The organism is Flavobacterium myungsuense, from assembly GCF_042677265.1.
In the GTDB taxonomy this organism is placed as follows: Bacteria; Bacteroidota; Bacteroidia; order Flavobacteriales; family Flavobacteriaceae; genus Flavobacterium; species Flavobacterium myungsuense.
Genome location: NZ_JBHTIZ010000016.1, coordinates 1 through 17,838 on the forward strand (window position 1 = coordinate 1; position 17,838 = coordinate 17,838).

A 17,838-nucleotide genomic window follows, 5' to 3' on the forward strand; every position below is an offset into this window, starting at 1 on the left:
TTCAATATGTCTAGGAACGTGTTCTTCTTCTTAATAACGCTTTCATTCTCAAAGCGGGTGCAAAAGTAAGCATTCTTTTATATATAACAAGCTTTTTGAAATAATTTTTTGATTTTATTTCTAAATCACTTATTCTCAATATTTTTATGAACTATTATACTCTTGCGGGTTGCAAAGGTAAAACCTCTTTTTACTTGGCGCAAATCTTTTAGCAGCTTATTAACCACTTTTTCGGTTTGCTTTTCAGTATTTTTAAAGAACGTCTCTCTCAATGCGGGTGCAAAAGTAAACAACTTATTGTCTTTCGCAAACCTTTTGATAAAGTATTTTAAAGGTTTTTTGAGGTTTATTTTTAAGTGACTGATTTGGCGCTTTTTGAAAAGAAAAGTTTTTTATCAAAAATAGATTTTTAACTTATTTTGACGTAGCCCTGATGGTAACGGCATCCTTTTATGACGGAGTTCGTCATAAAAGATACAGTGAACAGCGGGAAATAGCTCCTGATGAAATAAAATTTTAATTCCTAACTAATATATATTGTATGTGTTTTTGTAAACCTCTATATTTGCGGTTCATTAAAAATAGAATAAATGATTAAGATTACTTTACCCGACGGATCAATTAAAGAGTTAGCGATTGGCGTAACTCCTATGGATGTTGCAAAAAGCATTAGTGAAGGTTTGGCTAGAAATGTGATTTCTGCCTCTTTTAATAGCACTACTATTGAAACTTCAACTCCATTGACGACGGATGGTTCTCTTATATTATATACTTGGAATGACGAAAATGGCAAAAAGGCCTTTTGGCATTCTACTTCGCACGTTATGGCACAAGCTTTGGAGGAAACGTTTCCAGGAATTAAATTAACGCTTGGGCCTGCAATTGCAAATGGGTTTTATTACGATGTTGATTTTGTAAACCATAAAATTTCGGATGCTGATTTTAAAAAAATTGAGGATCGGGTACTTGAAATATCAAGAGAGAAACACGAATTTAAATTGCGTCCTGTTAGTAAAGCCGAAGCTCTTGATATATATAAAGACAATGAATATAAAACGGAATTAATCACCAATTTAGAAGACGGCACGATTACTTTTTGTGACCATTCTACCTTTACTGATTTGTGTCGTGGAGGCCATATTCCGAATACCGGAATCATCAAGGCAATGAAAATCATGAGTGTAGCCGGTGCTTACTGGCGTGGTGATGAAAAAAACAAACAACTTACTCGTGTTTATGGAGTTTCGTTTCCTAAACAAAAGGATTTAACTGACTATCTAGAATTATTGGAAGAAGCCAAACGAAGAGACCATAGAAAGTTAGGAAAAGAATTAGAGTTATTTGCGTTTTCGCAAAAAGTAGGAGCTGGTTTACCATTATGGCTACCAAAAGGAGCTGCTTTAAGAGATAGATTAGAGCAATTTTTAAAAAAAGCGCAAAAGAAAGCGGGCTACGAGCAAGTGGTTACGCCACACATTGGACAAAAGGAATTGTATGTAACCTCAGGACATTATGCTAAATATGGCGCTGATAGTTTTCAGCCCATAAATACTCCAGCCGAAGGGGAAGAATTTTTATTAAAGCCAATGAATTGCCCTCATCATTGCGAAATTTATAACGTAAGGCCATGGTCGTATAAAGATTTACCAAAGAGATATGCTGAATTTGGAACGGTATACCGATACGAACAAAGCGGGGAATTGCATGGTTTGACACGTGTTCGTGGATTTACTCAAGACGATGCACATATATTTTGTACTCCTGAACAATTAGATGAAGAATTCAAAAAAGTAATTGATTTGGTTCTTTATGTATTTGGCTCTTTAGGATTTGAAAATTTTACTGCTCAAGTATCATTGCGTGATAAAGAAAATAGAGATAAATATATAGGTAGCGATGAAAATTGGGAAAAAGCAGAAAACGCAATTATAAATGCAGCTGCAGATAAAGGATTGAATACAGTTGTTGAATATGGTGAAGCGGCATTTTACGGCCCTAAATTAGATTTCATGGTGAAAGATGCCTTAGGTAGACAATGGCAATTAGGGACTATTCAAGTAGATTATAATTTACCTGAACGTTTTGAATTGACATACAAAGGCTCTGATAATGAATTGCATAGACCTGTTATGATACATAGAGCTCCTTTTGGATCGATGGAACGATTTATTGCTATTTTATTAGAACATACTGCAGGAAATTTCCCTCTTTGGCTAATGCCAGAACAAGCTATAATATTGTGTTTGAGCGAGAAATATGAAAATTATGCTAAAAAAGTTTTAAATCTGCTAGAAAATCACGAAATTCGCGCCCTAATTGACAACAGAAATGAGTCGATTGGAAGAAAAATTAGAGATGCAGAAATGCAAAAAACCCCGTTCATGCTCATTGTAGGCGAGGAAGAGGAGAAAAACGGAACCATTTCTATACGTCGTCATGGACAAGAAGGAAAAGGAAATAGTAGCGCTACAATAGAAGAATTTGCTTCAATTGTAGATGAAGAAATCAAAAAAACATTAAAAGTATTTACAGTTTAACTTAAATTATAAAGTCATAGCAATAAGAAGTAATAGAGGTTACCAACCTCGAGTAGAAAAAAAAGATGCCCATAGAATAAATAATCTTATTCGTGGAGTGCAAGAAGTAAGACTTGTAGGTGAAAATATTGAGCCAGGAGTTTTTAAACTTGCTGAAGCATTACGATTAGCTGACCAATTTGAATTGGATTTAGTTGAAATTTCACCAAATGCAGAACCACCTGTATGTAAAATAATGGACTATAAGAAGTTTGTTTACATGCAAAAAAAGCGTGAAAAGGAACTGAAAGCAAAATCTACTCAAATTGTAGTGAAGGAAATTCGTTTTGGTCCACAAACAGATGAGCATGATTACGAATTTAAAAGAAAAAATGCGGAGAAATTCCTAAAAGACGGATCAAAATTGAAAGCGTTTGTTTTCTTTAAAGGCCGTTCGATTATATATAAAGATCAAGGACAAATCCTATTATTGAGATTAGCAACTGATCTTGAAGAATTTGGAAAAGTTGAAGCAATGCCTGTTCTTGAAGGAAAAAGAATGATCATGTTTATTGCTCCTAAGAAGAAGAAATAAGTCAAGAGTTTTAATGTAAAAAAGTCTTAAGTCAAACACTTTAAACTTTATGACATTAGACCTTAGGACACAAAGATAGTAAGTAAGAATAAATTAAAAAACACTAGGAAAAAATGCCTAAAATGAAAACCAAATCTAGCGCCAAGAAACGATTTAAAGTTACTGGTTCTGGAAAGATTAAAAGAAAGCATGCTTTTAAAAGTCACATTTTGACTAAAAAATCCAAAAAACGTAAATTAGCTTTGACACACTCAGCGCTAGTTCACAAAACAGATGAGAAAAGCATCAAACAACAATTAAGAATCATATAATTGTTACTCGTTAATAGTTATTCGTTAAGAGTTTCAAAACTTCTAACTTCTAACTTCTAACCTCTAACTTTTTTATTCTTTAGGTTAAAAAACATTTAATAACCTTGGAGTATGGCCTTAAGTTCCCTTGATTCAATTCGGGACGCCTGCTACAAAAAAACAGAAAAATTATGCCAAGATCAGTAAATTCAGTTGCTAAAAGAGCAAGAAGAAAAAAGATAATGAAGCAAGCCAAAGGTTTCTTTGGTAGACGTAAAAACGTTTGGACAGTTGCGAAAAATGCGGTTGAGAAAGCAATGTGCTATGCTTACCGTGACAGAAAAGTGAATAAAAGAAATTTCCGTGCTTTATGGATTCAACGTATTAACGCTGGAGCTCGTTTAGAAGGAATGTCTTACTCACAATTCATGGGGAAAGTTAAAGCTAACGGAATCGAATTGAACAGAAAAGTTCTTGCCGATTTAGCAATGAATCACCCAGAAGCTTTCAAAGCAGTACTTAACAAAGTAAAATAAACGTTTTATCAACTCAATTTAAGATTACTTACTTATAGAAAATCCCATCCAGTTTAGTCTTGATGGGATTTTTGCTTATATACCATGGATAAAATGTATTACTCATCTCCAGATTCATGATGTTTAAAATGTGCTAAAGATTTAAAACTCGTATTGTAATAGAAAAACAACCTTAAAGTATGATTAGAATCGTATTGATTTCCTGAATATTTTTGCTGATACAGATTCATATACCCAAAATCAAAACTGAGTTTCGGATTTATCGATTGCTTTATTCCTATGAAAATTCGATTTTGATCGAACGTATTATAAACGACTTCCTTACCAAAATGGAATAAAATTTCATCAGAAACCACCAACGTGGGCATCGTACTTTTCTTGAATATAGGAATATTTAAACTTAACAAATACCGAACTCTGTTTGTAAACCTATTATCTCCAGTTTTTTGATCATTTGCTATTTTTTCTTGCCAACGTTGTTCGTTACGAATTCGTTGTAAAATACTTTTATTCCCAATTTTAGAACTCCATTGTGCTTGTTGATAGCAACGGTTTTCGTTAGAAAAAGTATTCCATTCTGATTTAGTTGGCGCTAGCCACATATGAGCATAACCCGCTGCTAAGAGAACTTTATTGTTTAGAGAATGTCCTGCTCCAAATCTGACAAAATAAAAATTTTCATTATCAAGAAAATCATTTCTTCTTATGTGGAAATCTGCTAAAAAAGATAATTGTTCATTAACCTTAATAGTGTTGTTTATACTAATCCAGGTTTGAGATTGATGATTTACCTCCTTAATTAATGTTTTCTGGCTTACAACTAATATTGGAACTAATAAAAATAATACTTTGAACAGCTGTTTAAACATAATAGAATAAATTTTATCTATGCAAAACTACATTTTAGTATTATTACAAGCTATGATATAAGTCAATAAAAATATAAATACAAAAAAATCCCGATTTAATTTCGGGATTTCTATCTATTTGCTTAAGTACATTTTTCGTCTACTATATAATTCGTAAAAAGCATCATCTTTTAAATCGTCAATAAACAAAATACTTTCACCTGTTGATTTCATTTCTGGTCCTAAAGCTTTGTTTACATTATGGAATTTACTAAACGAAAAAACTGGTTGCTTTATAGCAAATCCTTTCAATTGTGGGTTAAATTTAAAATCTGTCACTTTATTATGCCCTAACATTACTTTTGTAGCATAATTTACATACGGTTCTCCATAAGCTTTTGCAATAAACGGAACTGTACGAGAAGCCCTAGGATTGGCTTCGATAATATAAACAATATCGTCTTTTATAGCAAATTGAATGTTTATCAAACCTACTGTTTCTAATGCCAAAGCTATTTTTTTGGTATGATCTTTTATTTGTTGCATTACAAATTCGCCCAAATTAAAAGGAGGTAAAGTCGCATTACTATCACCTGAATGCACTCCACAAGGCTCAATGTGCTCCATGATACCAATGATGTAAACATTTTCGCCATCACAAATCGCATCTGCTTCAGCTTCGATTGCTCCGTCTAAGTAATGATCTAAAAGCAATTTATTACCTGGAATAGATTTTAATAAATTGATAACGTGTTCTTCTAATTCTTGTTTGTTAATTACGATTTTCATTCCTTGTCCACCCAAAACATAAGAAGGACGAATTAATAAAGGAAAATCTAATTTATCTGCTAATACTGATGCTTCATCGGCTGTTTCTGCAATTCCGAATTGTGGAAAAGGAATTTTTAATTCAGTCAACAGTTCCGAAAACCGGCCTCTATCTTCGGCTAAATCCAAAGCGTCAAAGCTAGTGCCTATTATTTTAATTCCGTATTTAGATAATTTTTCTGCAATTTTTAAAGCGGTTTGCCCTCCAAGTTGAACAATTACTCCTATTGGTTTTTCATGTCGGATGATATCATAAATATGTTCCCAAAAAACAGGCTCAAAATACAACTTATCCGCAGTATCAAAATCAGTAGAAACGGTTTCTGGATTGCAGTTAATCATGATGGTTTCATAACCACACTCTTTGGCTGCTAAAACACCATGAACACACGAATAATCAAATTCGATTCCTTGTCCGATACGATTAGGACCAGAACCTAAAACAATAACTTTTTCTTTATTTGGAGTAACAACACTTTCGTTATGCACATAAATTTCTCCCGTTGCAGTTTCAATTTCAGCTTCGAAAGTAGAGTAATAGTAAGGGGTTTGCGCTTTAAACTCTGCCGCACAAGTATCTACTAATTTATAAACACGATTGATATTTTTATCCTCACGAAGCTTATGCACTTGGCTTTCTAAACAATTCATCATATGTGCAATTTGTCTGTCGGCAAAACCTTTTTGTTTGGCTTCAAGGAGCAAATCACTAGGTAAATCGGCTATTGTGTAATTAGAAATCTCTTTTTCTAGCAAATACAATTCTTCATATTGTTTTAGAAACCACATGTCAATTTTTGTGATTTCATGTATTCTGCTTAATGGAATTCCCATTGCAATAGCATCATAAATCACAAAAACTCGATCCCAGCTAGCAAAAGTTAGTTTCTCGATAATTTGTTCGTAATTTTTATATCCTTTTCCATCGGCTCCTAGCCCATTTCTTTTAATTTCTAAAGATTGTGTGGCTTTGTGTAAAGCCTCTTGAAAGGAACGCCCAATTCCCATTACTTCACCAACAGATTTCATTTGCAATCCTAAAGTTCTGTCGGCTCCTTCAAATTTATCGAAGTTCCAACGAGGTATTTTTACGATTACATAATCCAAAGTGGGCTCGAACAGCGCTGAAGTAGATTTGGTGATTTGGTTTTGCAATTCATCTAAGTTGTAACCCAAAGCAAGTTTAGAGGCTATTTTGGCAATAGGATAACCAGTAGCTTTTGAAGCCAAAGCTGATGAGCGTGACACACGAGGATTGATTTCGATAGCAACAATATCCTCTTTTTCATCTGGCGAAACTGCAAACTGCACATTACAGCCACCCGCAAAATTTCCAATACTACGCATCATCAAAATGGCATAGTCTCTCATTTTTTGAAAAGTAGTATCTGACAAAGTCATTGCTGGAGCTACTGTTATAGAATCTCCGGTATGAATTCCCATAGGATCCATATTTTCTATCGAACAAATAATTACGACATTGTCATTTTTATCTCTAAGCAGTTCTAGCTCGTATTCTTTCCAACCCATCAAAGCTTTATCAATCAATACTTCATGAATAGGTGAAGCTTCAAGACCTCGAGTTAAAAGTTCGTCAAAATCTTCTTTTTTATACACAATTGCAGCTCCTGTTCCTCCTAAAGTAAATGAAGGACGAATTACAAGGGGAAAACCAAATTCCTGAGCAATTTCTTTCCCTCGAAGATAGGAAGTACAGATTTCTGCTGGTGCAGAAGGAACTCCTATTTTTTTCAGTAGTTGCTTGAATTGTTCTCTGTCTTCGGTGATATTTATAGCATTTACATCAACACCTATTAATTTAACTCCAAAATCTGACCATATTCCTTTTTCTTCTGCCTCTAAACAAAGGTTTAAGGCTGTTTGTCCTCCCATTGTAGGCAAAACGGCATCAATTTGTGGATGCTCTTTTAATATTTTTATAATTGATTTTGTAGTTAAAGGCAACAAATAAATATGATCTGCCATACTTGGGTCGGTCATAATTGTTGCTGGGTTGGAGTTGATTAATATTACTTCAATTCCTTCTTCTCTGATAGAACGAGCTGATTGTGATCCCGCATAATCAAATTCGCAAGCTTGCCCTATTACTATTGGCCCTGAGCCTATTATTAAAACCGATTTTATAGAATTGTCTTTTGGCATTGTGTAGTTAGATTTGTATGTTGTTTAGATTTTAATCTTTATTTTCCCGAAAAGCTATAAAAAAAGGCGATACTAGTAACAGTAACGCCTTTATGTGAATTTTAGATAAACATTATTTTTTGTGTCTAGGTTCGCTAGAAACGGTTAATTTGTGTCTTCCTTTAGCTCTTCTACGAGCAAGCACTTTTCTTCCATTTGCAGAAGCCATTCTGTCCATAAATCCGTGCTTATTTCTTCTTTTTCTTTTCGATGGTTGAAACGTTCTTTTGCTCATTGCTTTGTATCTTTAAAATCTTTGATTATTTGCGGTAATTGTTTTTAGAAACCGTTCTTCTAAAACCGAGTGCAAATATACAAAGTCTTTTTTTTCTGGCAAGCAGTTTTATAAAAATATTTTAAATTCCTTTTACTATATTTGCACACTCATAAATACATACATCATGTTTCATAAAAATATTAAACTGGTACTCGCGGGACTTATAATAGCCAGTGGCATTTGGCAATTGATAGAAAGCAATATTGGCAATGGCATTTTCCTGATTTTATTGTCTGCAATTCCAATATTTCTATACTTTAAGAACGAATTTATACTGTTAGCTTTCCTAAAATTGAGAAAACAAGACTTTCCCGGTGCTCAAAAGTGGTTAGCATACATAAAAAAACCAGAAAGCGCATTAGTAAGAAAGCAGCAAGGTTACTTTAATTATTTACATGGAATCATGCTTTCGCAGACTAATTTGATTCAAGCAGAGAAATTTTTTAAGAAAGCTGTTGAATTAGGTTTAACAATGGATATGGATTTAGCAGTATGTAAATTGAATCTTGCTGGAGTAGCCATGACTAGAAGACGAAAACTAGAAGCCACAAATTTGCTAAACGAAGCTAAAAAACTAGACAAACAAGGTATGCTGAAAGAGCAAATCACGATGATGAAAGAGCAAATGAAGAAAATGTAGTTTTTTTGAAGTTTTTTTTGATAATTAATTGTAACTCTTAAAGAAAAACGGTGATTTTTAATCTATAATTTTATATCAAAATATCGCTTTCTAAATCTGATTTTTCTATTTCGAAAACAAAACCAAGACGTTTAACGAGTTCAATCACTAAATTTTTATACCAGTTTTCTGATTTGGGATGGATGTAGATTTTTTCAATCAACTGGTTAATATCAATGTCTATTTTTAATCCGTTGTCAATAGTCAAGTTATGTGAAGTTACATCTGAAATTATTCGAATTTCCCTTTCATATTGAAAACTTTTACGTTTAAATAGAAATGGGAAAAAGGTATTGTCAAAAGGAATATATTCTTTCTTGTAATCTATATAATTTACCTCGCCAATATGTTGTTTGTATGTTGTTTCAGGAGTTAATGCTTCTTGTAATCGTCCTAAAGTGGATTGAATCGCCAAGCCTTCGCTTTTTTGCGTAAAAATTTGCCACATTGCAAAAGATTCATATTCGTTAATATGCCAACTACTAATGACTACATTTTTTCTATGACTTTTATAGTAATCTAAAAAATCAGGATTATTCACAGAAAGCTTTTTGATTTCCTCAAAAGTAGGCTCACTGAAAGTGCCTTCATATTGGTCTTCAAACTTATCGGAACGTGACATAAATAATTTTCGGTACAATAGCAAGTCAACAAATTTTGACAAGTCTAAGTATTTCCAAACAATAGTATTTGGGTCTTCAGGTTGTTTGATTTTGTTGTCGTTGATGTACATTAGGTAAATTAAAAATGAGGAATTAAAAAGTAAAAATTCGTCAAAATTAGTGTTATTGCTTTAGTAAATTCGTTTTATCTGTGTTCCAAGTTTGAATAATAATTAGAATTAAATTCCACAACTTGCGATCATAGACGTTTACTATCACAGATAGTTACAAATATAGACCAAAATTAGAGTAAATAGCTTTTTTTTAAAGTAAAAAACAACTAAAGCCGAAGACGCAAATGGTTGTTAGTAGCTGACCATATTTTTTAGTCGTCTACTTTTTCAAAGATTATATTTTCGCCGCTATTCAGATTATTCTCTATAATAAACTTAATTTTAAAATCTGTAAAACCTCTATCTATTTTCGCTACGGAAGAACGGTTATCACATCGAAACCAAACTTCGTTATCGTATAAAGTATATTTTCCTTTTTCGCATAAGCCGTGATTTGGCATAAATGATTTCTCAAAGTCACCATTTTCATATAAACGTAAATTAGCATCTCCAAATCTAGAAGTGCATGAACTTGTCAATTTATAATTACCAACTAAGTCTATTTTAGTAGGTTTTACACCAAACTTATCCAATGCTAGATTATAAATTAGTACGAAACTGCAAACTAAAATTGGAATTAGAAAAAGTCTAAAACCAATTCTAAGAATCTTTTTATTCTGTTTAACTTTTCCAATTATCATAATAATTGGTCCAACTATAAATAGCAATACTAAAGCTATTATGATTATGAGTTTCAGTACAATTAATATCGTCATATCCAGATTTTTGATTGCTGTCAAATTTTTATTATAATGACTATTTAGGATTCAAACGATTGCATCGAAACTAATTTATTATAGGTTCCGTTTAAAGCGATTAATTGTTCATGACTGCCTTGTTCTACAATTTTCCCTTTTTGCATTACGACAATCACATCGGCTTTTTGTATGGTCGATAAACGATGTGCTATAACTATTGAAGTTCTGTTTTGCATCATGTTTTCGAGCGCTACCTGTACCAGTTTTTCACTTTCAGTATCTAAGGCTGATGTGGCTTCATCCAAAATCATAATTGGAGGATTTTTTAAAACCGCTCGGGCAATACTTAATCGTTGTTTTTGCCCACCTGATAATTTGTTTCCGCTGTCGCCTATGTTAGTGTAAATTCCGTTATGTAAATCTTTGACAAATTCGTAAGCATTGGCAATTTTTAAAGCTTCAATAATGTCTCCATCAGATGCGTCTAATTTTCCAAGTGCTATATTCGCTTTTATGGTATCGTTAAATAAAATACTATCTTGTGTAACCAATCCCATTAATCCCCGAAGAGATTGCAGATTTAAGTTTTTGATATCTATACCATCAATAGATATTTTCCCTTCGTTTACATCATAAAATCGAGTCAATAAATTGGCTATTGTGCTTTTGCCACTACCTGATTGTCCAACTAGCGCAACTGTTTGTCCTTTATTTACATTTAAAGAAAAGTCCTTTAAAACGGTTTCATCTTCGTATTTAAAATTGATGTTTTTAATACTGATTGTATCATTAAAGGTGTCTTTTTCAATAGCATCAATTTTGCTAGTAATAGGATTTTCTTGTTCTAAAATTTCTAAAACGCGTTCGGCAGCAGCATTTCCTCTTTTAATACTATATGAAGCTTTAGATATTGATTTTGCTGGAGTTAAAATATTATAAGCCAAACCCATATAAGCTATAAAAGAGGCACCATTCAATGTTTTTTCTATTAAAACCATGTGTCCGCCATACCAAAGCAAAATAGCAATTACCATAATTCCCATAAACTCACTTACAGGTGAGGCTAGGTTTTGACGGTTGCTAATACTGTTTGATAAATTAAAAAAACGACTGGTTGATTCTTGAAATACGGTATTAAAATAATTTTCGGAGTTGTATCCTTTTACTACTTTTAATCCCCCCAAAGTTTCTTCAATAGTAGATAAAAAAGTACCTTGTTCCTGTTGGGCTCTTGTAGATTGCTTCTTTAGTCGTTTTCCAATTATCGATATTATGTAACCAGAAAGTGGAATAAATACAAAAACAAAGAATGTTAATTTTATACTTATTGTAAACATCATTATTATCGTAAAAATGATAGTCAAGGGTTCTTTTACGATTAGCTCAAGTATAGAAAGCAAAGAAGTTTGTACTTCGTTTACATCGCCAGCTATTCTAGATATGGTGTCTCCTTTTCTTTTTTCCGAAAAAAAGGCTAGAGGCAATTCTAGTGTTTTTTTGTACATGGCATTTCGCATGTCTCTTAAAATTCCGTTTCTTAAAAAAGTAATAAAAAACATAGCGAGGTAATCGCACAAATTTTTTAGTAAAAAAATCGAAATAATAACAAAAACCATTATTGATAAAGTATATCCTACTCCAAAATTATCAGTAGAAGTTGTTATAAAATAACTCAAATAGTTCTCCAAGAATCCTTTAATTGAAAGTATTCCTTCCCAAACTGGCGCAGCTGTATTTCTTTTTGTCTGGTCAAACAATACCTGCATCATAGGTATTAATGCCATAAAAGAAAGCGTACTGAACAAGGCGTACAGTACATTGAAAAAAATGTTTAAATACGCGTATTTTTTATAGGGTAATATATAAGGAAATAACTTTTTAAAATTGTTCATTAAATGATTTTTAAATCTAGGAGTATATTTTTAATTTTTTCATCTAGATAGGACTCGACTTCTGGAGCATATTTTACTGCATCTAATTTGGCATTTACACTTACGTAGAACTTTATTTTTGGTTCAGTGCCACTTGGTCTTGCCGCGATTTTAGATCCATCCTCTGTATAATATATCAAAACGTCCGATTTTGGGACATTCATAGTTTCTACTTCGCCTGATAAAAGATTTTTTGCTGTCGAATTTTTATAATCCTCAAGCATCACTACTCTTTGTCCGTTGATTTCTTTTACAGGATTTTCGCGCATGTCTACCATCATCTGATTGATTTCTGCCAAACCTTCAATTCCTTTTTTTGTTAACGAAACTAGATGTTCTTTGTAAAATCCGAAGTCAACATACAATTGTAATAATGATTCATATACTGAGCTTCCGTTGGCTTTAGCTTGCGCTGCAATTTCGCAAACTAATAAAGTTGCAGCAACCGCATCTTTATCTCGAACCGCATCACCTACCATAAAGCCAAAACTTTCCTCTCCGCCACCAATAAACTTAAGTTCAGGAAAATCTTTAATCATTTTAGCAATCCATTTAAAACCAGTCAAGCCTATTTTACATTCTACATTATAAGCAGTCGCTAATTCCATCATCATTGGAGTAGAAACTATGGTAGAACCTATAAATTGTTTGCCATCTATTTTCCCTGCTTTTTTCCATTGCTCTAATAAGAATGCGGTCATCAAAACCATGGTTTGGTTTCCATTAAGTAAAACCATTTTGCCTTGAGTGTTTCTTACCGCAACTCCAAGTCTGTCACAATCAGGGTCGGTTCCTATAACTATATCGGCATTCAATTTATCTGCTAATGCCAAAGCCATAGTTAATGCTTCAGGTTCTTCTGGGTTTGGAGATACCACGGTTGGGAAATTTCCATCAGGAGTAGCTTGCTCAGGAACAACATTCACATTAGTGTAACCAGCTTTTGATAATGTTTCGGGAATAGCTTTTATTGATGTACCGTGCAATGAAGTGAAAACAATATTTAAATTTTCCTTAGCAAAATTTGATGTGTTAAAACTGGCGTTTTCTATAGTTGATTTTATAAATGCTTGGTCAATAGCAAGGTCTATATATTCAATTAAATCCTCATTTGCCTGAAACTTAATTTCGTCGTATTTTAGACTTTCAATCACTTTTACAATAGCGGCATCCTGAGGAGGTACTATTTGTCCGCCATCTTCCCAATATACTTTATAGCCATTATATTCTGGCGGGTTATGCGAAGCCGTCAATACAATTCCTGCTTGACAACCTAAATATTTTAAAGCAAAACTCAACTCTGGAGTTGGTCGCATGTCTGAAAATAAATACACTTTTATTCCATTTGCCGAAAAAACATCTGCTACTACTTTTGCTAATGTTTGGCTATTAAGTCTACAGTCAAAAGCTATAGCTACTTTTAATGCTTTTCCAGGAAAAAAATTGAGCATATAATTAGAAAGACCTTGTGTGTTTTTTCCTAAAGTATATTTGTTAATACGGTTTGTTCCAACTCCCATTATGCCTCGCATTCCACCAGTTCCAAATTCCAAATTTTTATAGAAACTTTCTTCTAAATTTTTTGGAGAAGAAGTCATCATCTCTTTGATTTCATCTTGCGTTTGATTGTCAAAAGTTGGTGTTAACCATTCATTTACTGCGTTTAAAATGTTTTGCTTGATTTCCATTTTTTTTTAAATTTTAGTAGCTTTTCCTGCTGTTTGCTCTATCTTTTTCTTTTTTAAGAAAAAAGGAAAAAGGATGCCGCTTCCATCAGGGCTAGCCATCATTTCTATTATACTTATTTCTTATACCCTATTTTATTGCGCTCTGTTTTACTTTCTGAATCCACGTTTTTATCCACCAAATAATTTAAAGCTTTATAAATATCTGGACTCGAGCCTGTAAGGCGAACAGGCGTAAGCAAACTGATTTTCTATTGCCGTAATTATTTCTTTTAATTCATTATAAGTTAATGAAAATTGTCTAAAAGTTACAAATGCTCTAATAATTGAAATATTAATCTCAATTGCTTTTTCACTATTCAATACACTAGAAAGCATTGCTATTCCTTGTTCGGTAAAAGCAAAAGGAGCAGCACCGCCTAAATAACTTTTAGATGGTATCACATTTTGTGATACCAATTGATTTATCTCGTGTTCCAAAAGAGAAAACATAAAATCCTCTGGAAAACGACTTAGATTTCTTCTAATGGATTGCTTAAGCACTCTTGTTTCAACATTATACAATAAAGCCAAATCAAAGTCAAGCATTACTTTACAACCTCGAATCTCAAATATTTTATTTTGAATAACTTCTAATTCCATTTCGAGGCTTCAATTATTTAAAATTAATTTCGTTAGAAACTTTATATCTTTCCTCATTGTTTTTGGTTCTTAATATAATTTCCCCCAAAAATCCAGCTAAAAATAATTGGGTTCCAATAATCATTGTAGTTAGCGAAATGTAAAACCATGGATTGTTTGTTACCAATTCATAGGGCAAATCATGATACAATTTATATAGTTTCATAAAACCAATAAATCCAGCCGAAAAAAATCCAATTATAAACATTAGAGAACCTAAAGCACCAAATAAATGCATAGGTCTTTTTCCGAAACGAGAAAGAAACCAAATGGTAATTAAATCTAGAAAACCATTTATAAAACGATCCATACCAAATTTAGTTTCACCATATTTTCTAGGCTGATGAAGCACAACTTTTTCGCCAATTTTCCCGAAACCAGCATTTTTAGCTAGAACTGGAATATAGCGATGCATTTCTCCTGAAACTTCAATATTTTTTACAACTATATTTTTATAAGCTTTTAATCCACAATTAAAATCATTTAGTTGAACACCAGAAGTTTTTCGGGCTGCCCAATTAAATAATTTAGAAGGGATATTTTTAGCAAAAACCGAATCGTAGCGTTTCTTTTTCCAACCTGAAACTAAATCAAATTTTTGATTGATAATCATATCATATAATTCCGGAATCTCGTTAGGACTGTCTTGCAAGTCAGCATCCATGGTAATAATAACGTCGCCTTGAGCTTTTGCAAACCCTGCGTGTAAGGCTTGTGATTTTCCGAAATTTTTCAAGAAACGAATCCCTTTTACATTTGAATTTTCTATTGACAACTGTTCAATTATTGACCACGATTTATCGGTACTTCCATCATCAATAAAGATAATTTCATATGAATAATTGTTGGCTTTCATTACAGTAAGAATCCAGTTTTGAAGTTCCTGTAACGACTCTTCTTCATTAAGAAGCGGAATTATGATAGATAAATTCATTAATTATTAGCTTTGAGGTCTGTCTCGTTTAATGATTAAAGCGGTTACAAGTCCAATGATGCTGTATACAATCAAATTAAAAGCAAAACCTTTCATTTGACCCAATGCTCCATAAGAGTCTGATTTTTCCATTTCAACAATCATTTTATTTATATCGGCTGCTTTAGTGCCAAATTTCTGCATCATTTCTGCAGAATATTTTATAATATTTTCTGTAATGATTGCTTTAGCTTCAATATCTATTACATTAAACAATAAAATGCTATATAAAGTAGAAATAAAAAAACCTAAAGCAACAGTAATAAAAAAACTACTAAACACTTCTTTAAAAGTAATAAAACCACCAATATTTTTCTTGTATTTTACGGCAGAAAAAACTCCAAATCCGGTAATAATAATAACATTTACAATGCCAATCCAAGAACTAGTAAATAAACTAATATCAATAGAATAAATAAGTGTTGTCATTACCACTAAAAAAATCCCTAGAAAAATCCCGAAATTCAATGAATTTTTTCTCAAAGCCTCCATAAAGTATAAATTGGTTAAAAATTAATTTACAAATATAACAATTCCCAATTTAATGAGTAAACTATTTCCGTTTGGATAATCAATTAAAAAAAATCAGCATAAGGTTTGATTATTGAAAAATAAGTGTAAATTTGCACTCTCAAAAATAATTATAAAAAAAAGTTATAGTGAGTTGATACCTTTCGGTAACGAAAGCATCAAGACAAATTATAATTGAAACAAATAAAAAGATTCACAAGATGAAAAAAGGAGTTCACCCAGAAAATTACAGATTAGTAGCATTCAAAGACATGTCAAATGAAGATGTGTTCATTACTAAATCTACAGCAGAAACTAGAGAAACAATAATTCACGAAGGTGTAGAATACCCTGTAGTGAAAATGGAGATTTCTAGAACTTCTCACCCTTTTTACACTGGTAAATCTAAACTTATTGACACAGCAGGTCGTATCGATAAATTTAAAACTAAATATGCTAAACACGTTAAATAATATTTTTTTTCGTTGTTTTCAATCATACAAAGTCTTCCATCTCGGGAGGCTTTTTTATTTTATGCTGATTCCTAATCGTATTCCTAAACTTTGTAACTTTGAGCCATTGTAACCTTGACCAGAGCTGAAAGGCAAACGGAATGAAATTAAACTTCTAAAAATGAACTATATTCTTTTTGACGGAACTGTAAGAAATGCATTATTACCGTTCACTTTTACACGACCTGTTGCTGATATTCGCATCGGCATTTTAACCATCCGTGAAAAATGGGAGAAATATTTAGGAACCACCACCACCACTTTGACAGAGGAGTATTTGTCAGAAAAATATCCAATGGTAGAAATGGAAGAAAATATTATGATAAATGCTTCATTTTTGCCAAATGCTATTTTATCTGAAATGGTGTCAAATCTTGAAGCCAACCAAGCTATTTTTAAAGGAGACGAAGTCATTGCTTTTTTTACGCAAGACACACAGGAAGAAGTTGATTTTGATGCATATGAAATTATAGAATTTAATGACGAATGCATTACAGTAGAACATACTTGGGATATTTTCGCCAAAAATGATGCGGCTATTCGAGAGGATTTCGAACTTTTAACAGAAGATAGAAAATCACAAACCATCCCTAAAAGTGTTAATGTGATTTCTCCAGAAAATATATTTATAGAAGAGGGAGCAAAACTTGAATTTGTAACGTTAAACGCTTCGACAGGGCCAATATACATAGGCAAAAATACTGAAATCATGGAGGGTTCCGTAATTCGAGGACCATTTGCTTTGTGCGAAGAAGCTCAAGTAAAATTGGCTACAAAAGTATATGGCGCTACAACTGTTGGGCCTCATTGTAGAATAGGTGGCGAAGTAAACAATTCAGTGCTCTTTGGGTATTCAAATAAAGGACATGATGGATTCTTAGGAAATTCCGTTCTTGGCGAATGGTGTAATATTGGTGCTGACAGTAACAATTCCAACCTAAAAAATAATTATGAAGAAGTGAAATTGTGGAGTTATGAATCCGAAAATTTTGCTAAAACAGGTCTTCAATTCTGTGGATTAATGATGGGCGATCACAGTAAATGTGGCATCAATACGATGTTTAATACGGGAACTGTAGTTGGTGTGAGTACCAATATTTTTGGTTCTGGATTTCCGCGCAATTTTGTACCAAGTTTTTCTTGGGGAGGTGCTTCAGGTTTTACTACATACATAACTAAAAAAGCCTTTGAAACTGCTAGAATTGTTATGTCTCGACGTCATGTGGAATTTGATGAAAAAGAAATGCGAATTTTAGAACATGTTTTTGAGGTTACTAAAAAATGGAGGAAAGAGTAATAAGT

17 protein-coding genes are annotated in these 17,838 nt (G+C 32.6%); 7 read left to right on the plus strand and 10 right to left on the minus strand.

Annotated elements, in window-relative coordinates:
• Positions 1–590: 590 nt before the first annotated feature.
• From thrS to rplT, 4 genes are all read left to right on the plus strand, one after another.
• Positions 591–2,537, plus strand: a complete 1,947-nt coding sequence (gene thrS, locus ACFQ0S_RS06390; protein WP_379759919.1) for a threonine--tRNA ligase — start codon at positions 591–593, stop codon at positions 2,535–2,537.
• A 16-nt stretch (positions 2,538–2,553) separates the two neighbouring features.
• On the plus strand, positions 2,554–3,111 hold the full coding sequence (infC, locus tag ACFQ0S_RS06395) for a translation initiation factor IF-3 (protein ID WP_379759937.1): 558 nt from the start codon (positions 2,554–2,556) through the stop codon (positions 3,109–3,111).
• A gap of 113 nt (positions 3,112–3,224) precedes the next feature.
• Positions 3,225–3,422, plus strand: coding sequence for a 50S ribosomal protein L35 (gene rpmI, locus ACFQ0S_RS06400; protein WP_011921545.1), 198 nt, complete (start codon positions 3,225–3,227; stop codon positions 3,420–3,422).
• Positions 3,423–3,592: 170 nt separating this feature from the next.
• A complete protein-coding gene (rplT, locus tag ACFQ0S_RS06405) occupies positions 3,593–3,937 on the plus strand; it encodes a 50S ribosomal protein L20 (protein WP_035633036.1) in 345 nt (114 codons plus the stop codon).
• Between the two features lie 98 nt (positions 3,938–4,035).
• Here rplT and ACFQ0S_RS06410 read toward each other — a convergent pair whose 3' ends face one another.
• The 3 genes from ACFQ0S_RS06410 to rpmH form a co-directional block, all read right to left on the minus strand.
• Positions 4,036–4,806, minus strand: coding sequence for a DUF2490 domain-containing protein (locus ACFQ0S_RS06410; RefSeq protein WP_379759916.1), 771 nt, complete (start codon positions 4,804–4,806; stop codon positions 4,036–4,038).
• A 114-nt stretch (positions 4,807–4,920) separates the two neighbouring features.
• Positions 4,921–7,776, minus strand: a complete 2,856-nt coding sequence (gene carB, locus ACFQ0S_RS06415) for a carbamoyl-phosphate synthase large subunit (protein ID WP_379759913.1) — start codon at positions 7,774–7,776, stop codon at positions 4,921–4,923.
• A gap of 112 nt (positions 7,777–7,888) precedes the next feature.
• Complete coding sequence (rpmH, locus tag ACFQ0S_RS06420; RefSeq protein WP_008464848.1) at positions 7,889–8,050, minus strand: 50S ribosomal protein L34; 162 nt, start codon at positions 8,048–8,050, stop codon at positions 7,889–7,891.
• A gap of 166 nt (positions 8,051–8,216) precedes the next feature.
• Between rpmH and ACFQ0S_RS06425 the strand changes: the two genes are divergently transcribed.
• Positions 8,217–8,732, plus strand: a complete 516-nt coding sequence (locus ACFQ0S_RS06425) for a DUF2892 domain-containing protein (protein ID WP_379759910.1) — start codon at positions 8,217–8,219, stop codon at positions 8,730–8,732.
• A gap of 70 nt (positions 8,733–8,802) precedes the next feature.
• On the opposite strand, the gene ACFQ0S_RS06430 is transcribed toward ACFQ0S_RS06425, so the two are convergent.
• From ACFQ0S_RS06430 to ACFQ0S_RS06460, 7 genes are all read right to left on the minus strand, one after another.
• Complete coding sequence (locus ACFQ0S_RS06430; protein WP_379759907.1) at positions 8,803–9,504, minus strand: hypothetical protein; 702 nt, start codon at positions 9,502–9,504, stop codon at positions 8,803–8,805.
• Between the two features lie 254 nt (positions 9,505–9,758).
• Positions 9,759–10,262 carry a hypothetical protein gene (locus ACFQ0S_RS06435; RefSeq protein WP_379759904.1) on the minus strand — a complete coding sequence of 168 codons (504 nt, stop codon included), beginning with the start codon at positions 10,260–10,262 and terminating at the stop codon, positions 9,759–9,761.
• A gap of 44 nt (positions 10,263–10,306) precedes the next feature.
• Positions 10,307–12,136: an ABC transporter ATP-binding protein gene (locus ACFQ0S_RS06440; RefSeq protein ID WP_379759901.1), complete on the minus strand. Its 1,830-nt coding sequence runs from the start codon at positions 12,134–12,136 to the stop codon at positions 10,307–10,309.
• Entirely contained in the window at positions 12,136–13,863 is a 1,728-nt protein-coding gene (locus ACFQ0S_RS06445) for a phospho-sugar mutase (RefSeq protein WP_379759898.1), read from the minus strand. The genes ACFQ0S_RS06440 and ACFQ0S_RS06445 overlap by 1 nt, the downstream gene beginning before the upstream one ends.
• A gap of 192 nt (positions 13,864–14,055) precedes the next feature.
• Positions 14,056–14,502, minus strand: a complete 447-nt coding sequence (locus ACFQ0S_RS06450) for an ORF6N domain-containing protein (RefSeq protein ID WP_379759895.1) — start codon at positions 14,500–14,502, stop codon at positions 14,056–14,058.
• Between the two features lie 13 nt (positions 14,503–14,515).
• The gene (locus ACFQ0S_RS06455; RefSeq protein WP_379759892.1) at positions 14,516–15,475 is read right to left on the minus strand and encodes a glycosyltransferase family 2 protein; all 960 of its coding nucleotides are present in this window, start codon (positions 15,473–15,475) and stop codon (positions 14,516–14,518) included.
• A 6-nt stretch (positions 15,476–15,481) separates the two neighbouring features.
• Positions 15,482–16,006, minus strand: coding sequence for a DUF4199 domain-containing protein (locus ACFQ0S_RS06460; protein ID WP_379759889.1), 525 nt, complete (start codon positions 16,004–16,006; stop codon positions 15,482–15,484).
• A 239-nt stretch (positions 16,007–16,245) separates the two neighbouring features.
• On the opposite strand from ACFQ0S_RS06460, the gene ACFQ0S_RS06465 reads away from it, so the two are divergent.
• Together ACFQ0S_RS06465 and ACFQ0S_RS06470 are read left to right on the plus strand one after the other, a co-directional pair.
• Positions 16,246–16,497, plus strand: coding sequence for a type B 50S ribosomal protein L31 (locus tag ACFQ0S_RS06465; protein ID WP_035633195.1), 252 nt, complete (start codon positions 16,246–16,248; stop codon positions 16,495–16,497).
• Positions 16,498–16,657: 160 nt separating this feature from the next.
• A complete protein-coding gene (locus tag ACFQ0S_RS06470) occupies positions 16,658–17,833 on the plus strand; it encodes a GlmU family protein (protein WP_379759884.1) in 1,176 nt (391 codons plus the stop codon).
• Positions 17,834–17,838 lie beyond the last annotated feature (5 nt).